This window comes from Pseudomonas putida, assembly GCF_016406145.1.
Lineage (GTDB): Bacteria > Pseudomonadota > Gammaproteobacteria > Pseudomonadales > Pseudomonadaceae > Aquipseudomonas > Aquipseudomonas putida_E.
Window position 1 is genome coordinate 1,719,007 of record NZ_CP066306.1, and the last position, 13,377, is coordinate 1,732,383.

Below are 13,377 nucleotides of genomic sequence, written 5' to 3' on the forward strand. Positions count from 1 at the left end.
GTACGCAGGCAGCCCCTGTGGCCGGTCCGTCATCGTTTGACAGAAGAATTTGAGCTCAAAGGGCAGGGCATGGCCGGCCAGACTGGTCCCCGCCCGCCAATACTGGAGAAATAAAGCATGAGCAACTGGTTAGTCGACAAACTGATCCCTTCGATCATGCGTTCCGAGGTGAAGAAGAGCTCGGTGCCAGAAGGCCTGTGGCACAAGTGCCCAGCCTGTGAGGCCGTGCTGTATCGTCCGGAGCTGGAAAAGACCCTGGATGTCTGCCCCAAGTGCAACCACCACATGCGCATTGGCGCACGTCAGCGTATCGACATCTTCCTCGATGCTGAAGGCCGTGCCGAGCTGGGCGCTGAGCTGGAGCCGGTCGACCGTCTGAAATTCCGCGATGGCAAGAAGTACAAGGACCGCCTGGTCGGTGCCCAGAAGCAGACCGGCGAGAAGGACGCCCTGATCTCCATGAGCGGTACCCTGATGGGCATGCCGATCGTGGTCAGTGCCTTCGAGTTTTCCTTCATGGGTGGCTCGATGGGTGCCGTCGTCGGTGAGCGTTTTGTCCGCGCCGCCAATCATGCCCTGGAAAACCGCTGCCCGATGATCTGCTTCTCGGCCTCCGGTGGTGCGCGCATGCAGGAAGCACTGATCTCGCTGATGCAGATGGCCAAGACCTCGGCCGTGCTGGCCCGCCTGCGCGAAGAAGGCATTCCGTTCATCTCCGTATTGACCGATCCGGTCTACGGCGGTGTTTCCGCCAGTCTGGCGATGCTCGGCGATGTCATTGTCGGTGAGCCAAAGGCGCTGATCGGCTTTGCCGGCCCGCGCGTGATCGAGCAGACCGTGCGCGAGAAGCTGCCTGAAGGCTTCCAGCGCAGCGAGTTCCTGCTGGAGCACGGCGCCATCGACCTGATCATCTCGCGTGGCGAGCTGCGCCCACGCCTCGCTCGTCTGCTGGCGCAGATGACCGGCCAGGAAACTCCCGAGCAGGCACGCGAGGCCGCTGCGGTCGCCTGATGAAAGACAGAACCCTGGGCGAATGGCTCGCCTACCTCGAGCAGTTGCACCCCTCGGCCATCGACATGGGGCTGGAGCGTTCGCAAAAGGTGCTTGCACGATTGGCCCTGGGCAAGCTGGCGCCTCGTGTGGTGACCGTCACCGGCACCAACGGCAAAGGCTCGACCTGTGCCTTCGTGGCGTCGATGCTGCGTGCCCAGGGGCTCAAGGTTGGCGTGTACAGCTCGCCACACCTGTTGCGTTACAACGAACGGGTGCTGATCGATGGCCAGGAGGCCAGTGATGAGCACCTTTGCGAAGCCTTTGCTGCCGTCGAGGCGGCGCGAGGCGAGATTTCCCTGACCTATTTCGAGATGGGCACCCTGGCGGCATTCTGGCTGTTCTACCAGTCCGGGCTGGATGCCGTGGTGCTTGAAGTGGGCCTGGGTGGTCGTCTGGATACGGTGAACGTCGTCGATGCCGACCTGGCCCTGGTGACCAGTATCGGCGTCGACCATATCGATTACCTGGGCGATACCCGCGAGTTGGTGGCCTTCGAGAAGGCTGGCATCTTCCGCCCGGGCAAACCGGCACTGTGCGGTGACCTGGATCCTCCTCGGCCACTGTTGGACAAGGCGCGTGAACTGGCTGCGCCGTTGTTCCTGCGGGGTCGTGACTTCGATCTTGCCAGCGCCGATACCACCTGGTGCTGGCGTGGTACTGCGGCAGACGGCTCAGGAGTGGAGCTGTCAGACCTGCCGCTGCTCGACCTGCCGATGGAAAACGCCGCCCTGGCCCTGCAGGCTTACCTGCTGATGGGGCTCCCTTGGGATGCCGGGCAAATCCGTCAGGCACTGCTCGATACCCGTATCACCGGGCGGCTGGACCGTCGCACGCTCAGTTGGCAAGGTAAGCGCGTGGAGCTGTTGCTGGATGTGGGGCATAACCCTCATGCAGCAGAATATCTGGCGCATCGTCTGTCAATGCAATCGCTCAAGGGCAGGCGCCTGGCAGTCTTCGGCCTGCTGGCGGACAAAGATCTGCCAGGCGTTCTGGCGCCGTTGCAGAGCCTGGTCGATGACTGGGCGGTGGCGCCTTTGCAGTCACCGCGCAGCCGTCCGGCCGCCGAGCTTGTCGGCGCCTTGACGAACCTCGGCGCGTCGGTGAAGTCTTATGCCAGCGTCGGCGCCGCTCTTGATGGGCAATGCGCTCAGGCGACGGCGGATGACCAGATCCTGCTGTTCGGTTCGTTTTTCTGTGTTGCCGAGGCCCTGGAATGGCTGGGGCAGCAGGCCCTGGAGGGGTGAGTAGATGGCAGTGCTGGATAAAGGGATGAAACAGCGCATGGTGGGTGCGTTGGTGCTGGTGGCGCTGGCGGTTATTTTTCTGCCGATGCTGTTCACCCGCGAGGACGAAATGCGTCAGGTGCGCGTAGAGGCCCCGCAGGCTCCAGCGATGCCGAGCTTGCCTGAAGTCAAGGTAGAGCCGGTTGCCGTGCCCGAGCCGCAACCGCTGCCGCAAGAGGCGCAGCAGGCGCCCGTAGTGGTCAACGAATCCTCGGCCCCGGTGGCCACGCCGAGCCAGCCGATCACGCCGTCGCCGCAAACCCAGGCTCAGATCCAGCCTAAGCCGCAAGCGTCGGCGCCTGCTTCGGCGTCCAAGGCCCAAGTGCAACCGGCCACTACACCTGCGCCGGCAGCAACCGCTACCGCGCCGTCGAAAATCGACGTCAACGGCTTGCCGGTGAGCTGGTCGATCCAGCTGGCTAGCCTGTCCAATCGCGCCGGGGCCGAGAGCCTGCAGAAAACCCTGCGCAGCCAGGGTTACAATGCCTACATCCGTTCGGCCGGTGGCATGAATCGGGTATATGTGGGGCCGCTGATCGAGCGTGCCGAGGCTGAGCGCCTGCGTGATGCAATCAATCGGCAGCAGAAGCTGAAGGGCTTTGTGATCCGTTTCCAGCCAGAACGCGGTTGATTCCAGGGGGCTGCCCTGCAGCCCATCTGCGGGCTAGCCAATCGGCCTGACATTCCGCTTACTCCCGGCCCTTTGCTCTGGTAAAATGCGCCGCCTCAAACGTCTGCAGGCAGCACCGTGGCATTTACCTGGGTTGATTGGGCGATCATCGCGATCATCGCCGTTTCCACACTGATCAGTCTCAAGCGCGGCTTCGTCAAGGAAGCCTTGTCCCTGCTCATCTGGATCATTGCCGGTGCCGTCGCCTGGATGTTCGGTGGGTCGCTCTCGGTGTATCTTGAAAGCTACATCCAGACCCCATCGATGCGCATCATTGCTGGCTGCGCCATTCTTTTCGTCGCCACCCTACTGGTGGGCGCGATGGTCAATTTCCTGGTCGGTGAGCTGATCCGCGTGACCGGGCTGTCCGGTACCGATCGTTTTCTCGGCATGGCCTTTGGCGCGGCGCGCGGAGCCTTGCTGGTGGTGGTCGCCATCGGTCTGCTCAGCCTGGGGCCGGTGCAACAGGATACCTGGTGGCAGGAATCTCGCCTGATACCACAATTTCTATTGGTCGCTGACTGGTCCAAGAACCTGATTCTGGGTTTCACCAGCCAGTGGATGTCCAGTGGGGTGATCAGCACTCCGGCTGATCTCCCGTTCAAGGAACAGTTGCTCGGGCCTGCAAAGCCTTGAGCGCTATTCACTCAAGTTTCATCAAAGTAGGGGTTGCGTCGCATGTGTGGCATCGTCGGTATCGTCGGTAAGTCGAACGTCAATCAGGCGCTGTATGACGCGCTTACGGTCCTCCAGCACCGCGGCCAGGACGCTGCAGGTATCGTGACCAGCCACGACGGCCGGTTGTTCCTGCGCAAGGATAATGGCCTGGTGCGCGATGTCTTCCAGCAGCGCCACATGCAGCGCCTGGTAGGCCATATGGGTATCGGCCACGTCCGTTACCCGACTGCGGGCAGCTCGACCTCGGCCGAAGCCCAGCCGTTCTACGTCAACTCGCCGTATGGCATCACCCTGGCGCACAACGGCAACCTGACCAACGTCGAGCAGTTGGCCAAGGAGATCTATGAGTCCGACCTGCGCCACGTCAACACCAACTCCGACTCGGAAGTGCTGCTGAACGTGTTCGCCCATGAGCTGGCGGTGCGTGGCAAGCTGCAGCCGACCGAAGAAGACGTGTTCGCCGCCGTTTCCCACGTGCACAGCCGCTGCGTCGGCGGTTACGCGGTGGTGGCAATGGTTACCGGCTACGGCATTGTCGGCTTCCGTGACCCTAACGGCATTCGCCCGGTGGTGTTCGGCCAGCGTCATACCGACGAAGGCGTTGAGTACATGATCGCCTCGGAAAGCGTTGCCCTGGACGTGCTCGGCTTCACCCTGATCCGCGACCTGGCGCCGGGCGAAGCGGTGTACATCACCGAAGAAGGCCAGCTGTACACCAAGCAGTGCGCTGAAAGCCCGAAACTGCAACCGTGCATTTTCGAGCATGTCTACCTGGCCCGTCCGGACTCGATCATGGATGGCGTTTCGGTATACAAGGCGCGCCTGCGCATGGGCGAGAAGCTGGCCGAAAAGATCCAGCGCGAGCGCCCTGACCACGACATCGATGTGGTCATCCCGATCCCTGACACCAGCCGCACCGCCGCCCTGGAGCTGGCCAACCACCTGGGCGTCAAGTTCCGCGAAGGTTTCGTGAAGAACCGCTACATTGGCCGTACCTTCATCATGCCCGGCCAGGCTGCACGGAAGAAATCGGTGCGCCAGAAGCTCAACGCCATCGAGCTGGAGTTCCGCGGCAAGAACGTGATGCTGGTCGACGACTCGATCGTACGCGGCACCACCTGCAAGCAGATCATCCAGATGGCCCGCGAAGCCGGCGCGAAAAACGTCTACTTCTGTTCCGCGGCCCCTGCAGTGCGTTACCCCAACGTCTACGGCATCGACATGCCGAGCGCTCACGAGCTGATCGCCCACAACCGCACCACCGATCAGGTGGCCGAGTTGATCGGCGCCGACTGGCTGGTCTATCAGGACCTGCCGGACCTGATCGAATCGGTCGGTGGCGGCAAGATCAAGATCGAGCACTTCGATTGCGCGGTGTTCAACGGTGAATACGTCACCGGCGACATCGACGAGGCCTACCTCGACCGCATCGAGCAGGCTCGCAATGACCTGGCCAAGGTGAAAAACCAGGCGGTCAGCGCGATCATCGACCTCTACAACAACTGATTTGGAGAGCGACGGCATGACGGATCAATGGGATGCCGGGCGACTGGACAGTGACCTCGAGGGTGTCGGCTTCGACACCCTGGCGGTGCGTGCCGGTCAGAACCGTACACCGGAGGCGGAGCACAGCGAAGCGCTGTTCCTGACCTCCAGCTATGTCTTCCGCACGGCTGCCGATGCGGCTGCTCGCTTTGCCGGTGAAACCCCGGGCAACGTCTACTCGCGCTACACCAACCCGACCGTGCGTGCCTTCGAGGAGCGCCTGGCGGCAATGGAAGGTGCAGAGCAGGCCGTGGCCACCTCTACCGGCATGGCAGCGATTCTGGCCGTGGTGATGTCGTTGTGCAGCGCCGGCGACCATGTGCTGGTGTCGCAGAGCGTGTTCGGCTCGACGATCAGCCTGTTCGAGAAGTACTTCAAGCGTTTCGGCGTGCAGGTGGACTACGTGCCGCTGGTCGATCTGGCGGGTTGGGACGAGGCCATCAAGGCCAATACCAAGCTGCTGATCCTCGAGTCGCCTTCCAACCCGCTGGCCGAACTGGTGGACATTGCCGCGCTGGCAGAAATTGCCCATGCCCGTGGTGCCATGCTGGTGGTGGACAACTGCTTCAGCACACCTGCACTGCAGCAGCCGCTCAAGCTTGGCGCTGACATCGTGTTCCATTCCGCTACCAAGTTCATCGACGGCCAGGGCCGTTGCATGGGCGGCGTTGTTGCCGGGCGCAGCGAGCAGATGAAAGAAGTGGTGGGCTTTTTGCGCACCGCCGGCCCGACCCTCAGCCCGTTCAACGCCTGGATCTTCACCAAAGGCCTGGAAACCCTCAAGCTGCGCATGCGTGCGCACTGCGAGAGCGCTCAGCAGCTGGCCGAGTGGCTGGAGCAGCAGGAGGGTATCGAGAAGGTGCATTACGCCGGCTTGCCAAGCCATCCGCAGCACGAACTGGCCAAGCGCCAGATGAGCGGTTTTGGTGCGGTGGTGAGTTTCGAGGTAAAGGGTGGCAAGGAAGGCGCCTGGCGCTTCATCGATGCAACGCGGGTGATCTCGATCACCACCAACCTGGGTGACAGCAAGACCACTATCGCGCACCCGGCCACCACCTCTCACGGCCGCCTGACGCCGCAGGAGCGTGAGGCTGCAGGTATTCGCGACAGCCTGATCCGCGTTGCCGTCGGCCTGGAAGATGTGGCCGACCTGCAGGCCGACCTTGCGCGTGGGCTGGCAGCGCTGTGATCGACTGGAAGGGCGGCGGGCCGGGCCATAACGGCCGGGTAGCCCTGGTAACCGGTGCCGCACGCGGCATCGGCCTGGGTATTGCTGCCTGGTTGATCTGCGAAGGATGGCAGGTGGTGCTGAGCGACCTGGACCGCCCTCGCGGCGCCAAGGTTGCCAAGGCCCTGGGTGAAAACGCCTGGTTCATCAGCATGGACGTAGCCGACGAAGCTCAGGTCAGTGCCGGGGTTTCCGAGGTGTTGGGGCAGTTCGGGCGGCTGGACGCGCTGGTGTGCAACGCGGCCATCGCCAACCCGCATAACCAGACCCTGGAGAGCCTGAGCCTGGCGCAATGGAACCGTGTGCTGGCGGTCAACCTCAGCGGCCCGATGCTGTTGGCCAAGCACTGCGCGCCTTACTTGCGAGCCCACAATGGTGCGATCGTCAATCTGGCCTCGACCCGTGCCCGGCAGTCCGAGCCAGATACCGAGGCCTACGCCGCAAGCAAGGGCGGCCTGGTGGCGTTGACCCATGCCCTGGCCATGAGCCTGGGCCCGGAGATCCGCGTCAACGCCGTGAGCCCGGGCTGGATCGATACGCGTGACCCTGCGCAACGCCGTGCCGAGCCGTTGAGCGATGCCGATCATGCCCAGCATCCGACGGGCAGGGTAGGGACGGTGGAAGACGTGGCAGCAATGGTTGCCTGGCTGTTGTCGCGCCAGGCGGCATTCGTCACTGGCCAAGAGTTCGTGGTCGATGGCGGCATGACGCGCAAGATGATCTACACCTGAGCTGCAAGCTACAAGCTACAAGAGGGGGCCGTGAGGTCCCTTCGTCATTTTGGGGCTTGGAAATCGGGCCAGCGCCACCTGGCTTTTTCTTGCGGCTTGCAGCCTGAAGCTTGCAGCTGTGCTCCCACCCTTTTCAAAAAAAATTCAACGGGGCTATTGACTTAGCATCGGCACCTGCGTAAATTTCGCGGCCTCAGCGAAGCAAACGCAACAAGCAACATCGCGAGGGTGATTAGCTCAGCCGGGAGAGCATCTGCCTTACAAGCAGAGGGTCGGCGGTTCGATCCCGTCATCACCCACCACTTCCTGAGCGTTCCTGGTGCAGGATGCTTCGAAAGAAGCAGATCGCCGGAGAGGAACAAGGCCTGATAAGCCACTATGCGCAGCGGTAGTTCAGTCGGTTAGAATACCGGCCTGTCACGCCGGGGGTCGCGGGTTCGAGTCCCGTCCGCTGCGCCATTTTTCAGTAACAGATGGGTGCCTGGCACCGGTCTGAAGCCTAAAGGCAAAATTGCCTAAGGCTGATCCCAGTTTCAATCAGGCGCAAGCCTGAACGATACGCAGCGGTAGTTCAGTCGGTTAGAATACCGGCCTGTCACGCCGGGGGTCGCGGGTTCGAGTCCCGTCCGCTGCGCCATCTTCGTTTCGAAGCCCCTTGAACGCTTCGAAGCAGCAAAAAGAGCGATCTTAATGTCGCTTTTTTTGTGCCTGCCCTGAGGCTTGTTGGCCGCATGGGTGGATCACAGTTTCAACCGGGCGAAAGCCCGAGCGATACGCAGCGGTAGTTCAGTCGGTTAGAATACCGGCCTGTCACGCCGGGGGTCGCGGGTTCGAGTCCCGTCCGCTGCGCCATCTTCGCCTCGAAGCCCCTTGAACGCTTCGAAGCAAACGAGAAAGCGACCTTAGGGTCGCTTTTTTCATTTGCGCGCCTGCAAAGTCAACATTTACACGATGCTGACAGACTCTTCACCGTCGAACGGTTTCAGTGCAAGGGTGCTGTGATGCACAATAGGCACCTCTCGACTTACCCGGAATTCGCAATGACCAGATCATCCGTCTTTGGTGCGCTCGGGCTGGCCCTTGTGCTGGCGGGCGTGACCGGTTGCTCCTCGAAAAAAACCGCTATCTATGAGCATGAGAACTTCGATGACTCGGGCACCTTCTCGCGCAGCTTCCCGGTCAGTGAAGCCGGCTCGTGCGAGGCTGCCCGGCGTGCGCTGCTGAGCCAGGGTTACATCATCACCAGCAGCGGCGCCAACCAGATTGCCGGTAACAAAAGCTTCCAGCAGAACAGCGAGAACCACCTGCAGATCAGCTTCAGCGTGACCTGTGCGCCCGACAGCAGTGACGAGCAGCGCTCGACCATGTTCGCCAACGCTTTGCAGGACCGCTACGCCCTCAAGAAGTCCAATACGTCCGCCAGCCTCGGCGTGGGTGTACTGGGTTCTGTTTCGATGCCCATCGGCTCCAGTGACGATTCGATGGTCAAGGTCGCCAGCGAGACCGTGACCGCGCCGCAGTTCTACGAGCGTTACTTTGCTCTGGTCGAAAGCTACTTGCCCAAGCCCAAGCCGAAGAAGGTCAGCAAGGCCAAGGTTGAAGCGCCTGTGCCCAAGGCCGAGAACACAGCGCCTGCCTTGGGGTTGCCTGAGCAAGTTTCGCCAGCACCTGTGAGCGCTCCTTTGGCAGAGGCGGCACCTGCTACTGCTCCTGAACCAGCAGCACCGGCACCGGCACCGGCGCCAGCAGAACCAGCACCAGCATCTGAGGTGGTAGCCCCGGCAAGCGAGGCCCCAGCTTCGCCGGTAGTTGATGACAGCCAGGGTTCGCAACCGGTCGCACCGCCGGCGGCGCCTGCGCCAATTCAGGTGCAGCAAGATGCACAGCCTGCCGAGGCTGAAGCGCCCTCACTCTGAATTATCTTCCCTGAACAGGCGTCGACACGGCCAATCATTCGCTGTTACAGATCACCGGACGATAACTTTCTGAACACCTGCTACGTTTACCACTCATAGGCTTGTCATCATTTCTTCATCCAGCCTGCTTAGGTTGGAAGGCATGACCAACGAAGATAAAAGAGTGAAGAGGGCGCAGGGTAATGGATGAATATCAGGAAGAGCTGCTCGAGTACCAAGCCTACGAGCTGGACACCCCGGAACCGGCCGACGACGCCACCGAGCTTTGACCGACCTGCCGCTGACTGCGGCGGAACCCCCCCGGTGTGAGGCCCGTCCAGCGCTTGAATGCGCGCTGGAAGGCCTCAGCCGATGCAAAACCCAACAGATAGGCAATCTCTCCGAAGCTCAATTCCGTATCGCGGATATAGGCCTCGGCGAGGTCGCGCCGGGTATCGTTGAGCAAGTCTCGAAAGCGCGTGCCTTCCTCTGCCAGTTTGCGCCGCAAGGTCCAGGCGGGTAGTTGCAGGCGCAGTGCCACTTCTTCCAGGCCGGGCTCACGGCCACCGTTGAGCAGGGGGCCGAGCAGGTGGGTGATGCGCTCGCCCAGGCTGCGTACGCGGGTGCGCTGCAGCATGTGTGTTTCACACAGTTGCAGCAGGTGCTGCCAAGTGCTCGGACAATGCTGGGGGTTGGCCAGCTCCAGCGTGGCCCGGCCCAGGCGCAGTCGGTTGCCACTGGCGCCAAACTGCACGGCGGTGCTGCACAATGGCTGGTACTGGGCGGCGTAGCCAGGTGCTTCGAATTCGATCTCCAGGCGCTCGGCCTGTATGGGCGTGTCGGTCAGGGCCGCAAGCTGGGCCAGCCAGCCGGTCAGCAGCGAGTCAACCACGAAACGGTTGTAGGCGTTGTAGGGGCTGATTGAATAAAAGCGCAGCCATGCCCCCTGGGCATCTTCCTGAAAACTCGAATGCCCACGGTAGTTGGCGGCATACAGCGGCTCGAAACGCAGCAGTGTACGGGCGGCTTCGCCCAACGTAGGCGCCTGCGCGGCTGTGACGCCCGCCAGGCCGGCCTGGGCCAGCCGGCTCAGGCGTCCCATGTGCAGGCCCAAGGCAGGCTCCCCGCACAGCGCGATCGCAGCATGCCCCAGGTGCATGTAACGGGGGATCGACAGCCGTGCGCCGGCTTCGGCCAGGCGTGTCTCATCCAGCCCGTAACGGCGCAGCAGCGGCAGAGGATCGTGACCGAGGCCCTGAATGGCCTCAGCAACTGGCTGGACGAACCCTACCGAGAGGTCGCCCAGGCGAACGCGGGGACGGGGCATATCCCTACAGCCACACGTTCAGCAGGCGTGCGCCCTGGCTGGGATGGCCTGTAAGCAATTCGCCACTCTGGTGGGCGAAGCCTTGACCGTCGCTGCCCTGGTCCCAGAACTGCCCCCGCATGAATACACTCATGCTGCTGACCCCTTGGCCGGCAGCCTCGGTCAGGCGTTGCCAGGCGGTCTTCTCGCTCACTTCACCGCGCTGCAGGGCAAGCTCGGCCGCCGCATCCTGGTGTCGGTTGCCACGCCATGGCGCTTGCCAGCTGTCTTTGCCGCTCAGGAAAACCGGGTTGGCGATCAGTTGTACCTGTTGGTTCTCCAACTGCTGGTGGTTCTCCGGGTACCAGCTATCGCTGCCGATCAGCACGCCAAGACGCCCAGCTGGGGTTTGCACGACTTGTAGGGGTTGCTTGCGGCCATCATGGATGTAACGGCGTACCTGGCTGTCGGGGAATTGCTGGCGTTGTGGCTGGCCCAGCGGTGAACCATCGCTGGCGAACACCAGGCTGCTGTTGAATAGCGGGCCGCCGCCGGCATGCAGCACGCCCTGTTCCACATGGGGGTCAGGCAGCACGATCGAGCCGGCCACCAAGGTTACGCCAAACTCCTTGGCCAGGCTGCCGAACAGCTGCTGGTAGTCGCGGGCCATCTGCTGAGCCTTCATGCGCAAGTGCGCGTCGGCCCGGCGGTCATCACCGCTGGCCCGCAATATTGCCAGGCCATAGCGCAGCGGGTTGCTCAACTCCAGCCATTGCTCTGCCTCGCGGCTGCGGGTGACCTGGTACAGCTCGTTCTTTTCGCCGCGGGCCCACAGCCAGGTGCCAATGTGCTCCGGCAGCACCACCACTGTGCGCGGGTTTATCAGGCCCTGGGCACGGGCTTGTTGCAGGTAGGCCGAGAGCTTGCGGTGCAGGCGTTGCAGGTTTTGATAGTCGCTTGGGTAAAGCAGGGGCTCGACGCCCAGCAGGTTGCCCTGCTCGCCGGGCACGCCGTGGTTCAGCGCCAGTTCGATGCGCAGGTCGGAGAGGTAGTGGCCTTCCGGGCGCTGTTGGGTCCAGAAGCCATAGCCGCACAGGGCGGCGATCATTACCAGCGCCAAGGCGCTTGCCAGTAGTTTTCGCATGCCTTTGATTTCGCTGATACTCGCAATGACGAGGCGGTGAACCAAGAAGTCGCTGAGCATTGTGTCACAGTCGTCTTGAACGTGCCTCGCGCAGCCGTTGATTTCAACTGGATTTGACCGGCAGTGTCCCGACAATGTTTCTCCGGTAATCAGGCGGAAAATGTCGCGGTGCCCGGGAGCGCTGTGCTCATCGGGGATCAGCCTCATGTTCTTTGGCGTGGCCGAACCGGTGAAGCATTTCACCACGCCGCCTGTGGGCGACCCTGGCACAGTGGCATGGGCAGCGTCCTGGATACCCATGCCGGCGCCGTGATCAGAACCTCCAGAAGGCAGGCGCTATGAGCACCAGCACGGTGAGGATCTCAAGCCGGCCTAGCAGCATGCCGATGGTCAGTAGCCACTTCGCAGCGTCGGGCAGTGAGCTGAAGTTGCCAGCAGGTCCGATCACACTGCCCAATCCTGGCCCGACGTTGCACACGGCGGTCGCCGCGCCACTGAGGGCAGTGGTCCAGTCAAGCCCTATCAGGGTCAGCGCCAATGCGATCACTGCAATGGTGACGGAGAAGAAGAAGGAGAACGTCAGCAATGAGCGCACAATTTCTTCATCAATGGGGTGGCCATTATACTTTTTCGAGATCATCGCCCGCGGATGAATCAATTGTTTCAAGCTGCTGACCAGCAGCGACGCGGCGACTTGAAAACGGAAAATTTTAAGGCCGCCGGCCGTAGACCCTGAGCATCCACCGACAAAGGTCAGGTAGAAGAACAACAGAACAGCGAAGCTGCCCCACAGTGTGTAATCCCCTACTGCAATGCCTGTGGTGGTAACCACTGAGGTCACATTCACCGCCACGATACGAAAGGCATCCCACCAGGCCAGGTCACTATGCCAGCACAACCAGCTGCCTACTGTGACCCAGACGAATACGAGAAAGCCGAGAAAGCCACGCACCTGATGGTCCTTGAACAGGATGCGCCGGTGGCCACGCAAGGTCGCTACATACAGGGCGAAGGGCAGGCTTCCGAGGATCATGATCACTACCGCCACCCAATGCACAGCGGGCTGAGTCCAGTGGCCAAGCGATGCATCGGACGTCGAAAACCCACCCGTGGAGATCAGCGACATCGAATGATTGATGGCGTCGAACGGGGTCATGCCGGCGGCCCACAGGGCCAATGTACCGAGTGCTGTCAGCCCCAGGTATATCACCAGGATCATTTTTGCCGCGACGTGTGAACGGGGCGTCACTTTGTCCGACCAGTCCGAGGACTCGGTCTGGAACAGGCGCATGCCACCGACGCGCAGCAGCGGCAAGATTGCGACGGCCATGCCGATGAAGCCTATGCCCCCCAGCCAGTGCAACAGCGATCGCCAGATCAGCAGGCCGGGCGATGCGCTGTCCAATCCGGTAAGTACCGTCGAGCCTGTGGTGGTGATGCCCGACATGGTTTCGAAGAATGCATCCGTGTAACTGATATGCCGGATGAACACCATGGGCAGGGCTGCGAACGCGCAGACGATGACCCAGCTGGCTGTGGTCAGGAAGTACATGTCTCGCGCCCTTAACTGCGGCGCGTCGGGTATGCCACGAGCCACCAGAACCAGGCCTGCGCACAGGGCTATGAGGCTGGACCAGAGGAAGGCACCGAGGTCATCGCTAAGGCCATACAGCAGCAGCGTGGCCATGGGGATGACCATGCTGACCGCCAGGGTAATCAGGAATACGCCGATGATGAACGCGATGAAGCGCAAAGCGGGGAGAGGCATCGAGCAGGCTCACAGGGGCAATGACCGGCAGTATCGACTGCCATTGCAGGATGTCGAGTAAAAAAGGCGTAAAAGT

General features: G+C 61.9%; 11 protein-coding genes, 4 tRNA genes and 1 pseudogene. 13 read left to right on the top strand and 3 right to left on the bottom strand.

The window, feature by feature from the left end; translation table 11 throughout:
• Positions 1 to 117 precede the first annotated feature (117 nt).
• The 12 genes from accD (at position 118) to JET17_RS07985 (ending at position 9,104) form a co-directional block, all read left to right on the top strand.
• Complete coding sequence (gene accD / locus JET17_RS07930; RefSeq protein WP_012313465.1) at positions 118 to 1,011, top strand: acetyl-CoA carboxylase, carboxyltransferase subunit beta; 894 nt, start codon at positions 118 to 120, stop codon at positions 1,009 to 1,011.
• Positions 1,011 to 2,297 (top strand): bifunctional tetrahydrofolate synthase/dihydrofolate synthase, encoded by a 1,287-nt coding sequence (gene folC, locus JET17_RS07935; protein WP_012313466.1) that lies wholly within the window; start codon positions 1,011 to 1,013, stop codon positions 2,295 to 2,297. Before accD ends, folC begins: the two co-directional genes overlap by 1 nt.
• A gap of 4 nt (positions 2,298 to 2,301) precedes the next feature.
• Positions 2,302 to 2,967 carry an SPOR domain-containing protein gene (locus JET17_RS07940; protein ID WP_012313467.1) on the top strand — a complete coding sequence of 222 codons (666 nt, stop codon included), beginning with the start codon at positions 2,302 to 2,304 and terminating at the stop codon, positions 2,965 to 2,967.
• A 117-nt stretch (positions 2,968 to 3,084) separates the two neighbouring features.
• Positions 3,085 to 3,642, top strand: a complete 558-nt coding sequence (locus JET17_RS07945) for a CvpA family protein (RefSeq protein ID WP_012313468.1) — start codon at positions 3,085 to 3,087, stop codon at positions 3,640 to 3,642.
• Between the two features lie 42 nt (positions 3,643 to 3,684).
• Entirely contained in the window at positions 3,685 to 5,190 is a 1,506-nt protein-coding gene (gene purF / locus JET17_RS07950; protein WP_012313469.1) for an amidophosphoribosyltransferase, read from the top strand.
• A 16-nt stretch (positions 5,191 to 5,206) separates the two neighbouring features.
• Entirely contained in the window at positions 5,207 to 6,418 is a 1,212-nt protein-coding gene (locus JET17_RS07955; protein WP_012313470.1) for an O-succinylhomoserine sulfhydrylase, read from the top strand.
• Positions 6,415 to 7,188 (top strand): SDR family oxidoreductase, encoded by a 774-nt coding sequence (locus JET17_RS07960; RefSeq protein ID WP_012313471.1) that lies wholly within the window; start codon positions 6,415 to 6,417, stop codon positions 7,186 to 7,188. The genes JET17_RS07955 and JET17_RS07960 overlap by 4 nt, the downstream gene beginning before the upstream one ends.
• A 226-nt stretch (positions 7,189 to 7,414) precedes the next feature.
• Positions 7,415 to 7,490, top strand: a tRNA-Val gene (locus tag JET17_RS07965).
• A gap of 80 nt (positions 7,491 to 7,570) precedes the next feature.
• Positions 7,571 to 7,647: transfer RNA gene (locus JET17_RS07970), tRNA-Asp, on the top strand.
• Positions 7,648 to 7,748: 101 nt separating this feature from the next.
• Positions 7,749 to 7,825, top strand: a tRNA-Asp gene (locus JET17_RS07975).
• A gap of 138 nt (positions 7,826 to 7,963) precedes the next feature.
• A tRNA-Asp gene (locus tag JET17_RS07980) sits at positions 7,964 to 8,040 on the top strand.
• A 188-nt stretch (positions 8,041 to 8,228) separates the two neighbouring features.
• Positions 8,229 to 9,104, top strand: a complete 876-nt coding sequence (locus JET17_RS07985) for a DUF2242 domain-containing protein (protein ID WP_042111275.1) — start codon at positions 8,229 to 8,231, stop codon at positions 9,102 to 9,104.
• Between the two features lie 220 nt (positions 9,105 to 9,324).
• Here JET17_RS07985 and JET17_RS07990 read toward each other — a convergent pair whose 3' ends face one another.
• Together JET17_RS07990 and JET17_RS07995 are read right to left on the bottom strand one after the other, a co-directional pair.
• Positions 9,325 to 10,410, bottom strand: coding sequence for an AraC family transcriptional regulator (locus JET17_RS07990; RefSeq protein ID WP_012313473.1), 1,086 nt, complete (start codon positions 10,408 to 10,410; stop codon positions 9,325 to 9,327).
• Positions 10,411 to 10,414: 4 nt separating this feature from the next.
• Positions 10,415 to 11,533, bottom strand: a complete 1,119-nt coding sequence (locus tag JET17_RS07995) for a nitrilase-related carbon-nitrogen hydrolase (protein ID WP_012313474.1) — start codon at positions 11,531 to 11,533, stop codon at positions 10,415 to 10,417.
• 193 nt (positions 11,534 to 11,726) lie between these two features.
• Here JET17_RS07995 and JET17_RS27720 point away from each other — a divergent pair.
• Positions 11,727 to 11,807: pseudogene (locus tag JET17_RS27720) on the top strand (hypothetical protein); the annotation flags it as partial.
• A gap of 39 nt (positions 11,808 to 11,846) precedes the next feature.
• On the opposite strand, the gene JET17_RS08000 reads toward JET17_RS27720, so the two are convergent.
• Positions 11,847 to 13,301, bottom strand: coding sequence for a TrkH family potassium uptake protein (locus JET17_RS08000; RefSeq protein WP_012313475.1), 1,455 nt, complete (start codon positions 13,299 to 13,301; stop codon positions 11,847 to 11,849).
• Positions 13,302 to 13,377: the final 76 nt, after the last annotated feature.

Coding starts and splice junctions, on each gene's coding strand:
- accD (WP_012313465.1), top strand. CDS start 118: ATGAGCAACTGGTTAGTCGACAAACTGATCCCTTCGATCATGCGTTCC.
- folC (WP_012313466.1), top strand. CDS start 1,011: ATGAAAGACAGAACCCTGGGCGAATGGCTCGCCTACCTCGAGCAGTTG.
- JET17_RS07940 (WP_012313467.1), top strand. CDS start 2,302: ATGGCAGTGCTGGATAAAGGGATGAAACAGCGCATGGTGGGTGCGTTG.
- purF (WP_012313469.1), top strand. CDS start 3,685: ATGTGTGGCATCGTCGGTATCGTCGGTAAGTCGAACGTCAATCAGGCG.
- JET17_RS07955 (WP_012313470.1), top strand. CDS start 5,207: ATGACGGATCAATGGGATGCCGGGCGACTGGACAGTGACCTCGAGGGT.
- JET17_RS07985 (WP_042111275.1), top strand. CDS start 8,229: ATGACCAGATCATCCGTCTTTGGTGCGCTCGGGCTGGCCCTTGTGCTG.
- JET17_RS07990 (WP_012313473.1), bottom strand. CDS start 10,410: ATGCCCCGTCCCCGCGTTCGCCTGGGCGACCTCTCGGTAGGGTTCGTC.
- JET17_RS07995 (WP_012313474.1), bottom strand. CDS start 11,533: ATGCGAAAACTACTGGCAAGCGCCTTGGCGCTGGTAATGATCGCCGCC.
- JET17_RS08000 (WP_012313475.1), bottom strand. CDS start 13,301: ATGCCTCTCCCCGCTTTGCGCTTCATCGCGTTCATCATCGGCGTATTC.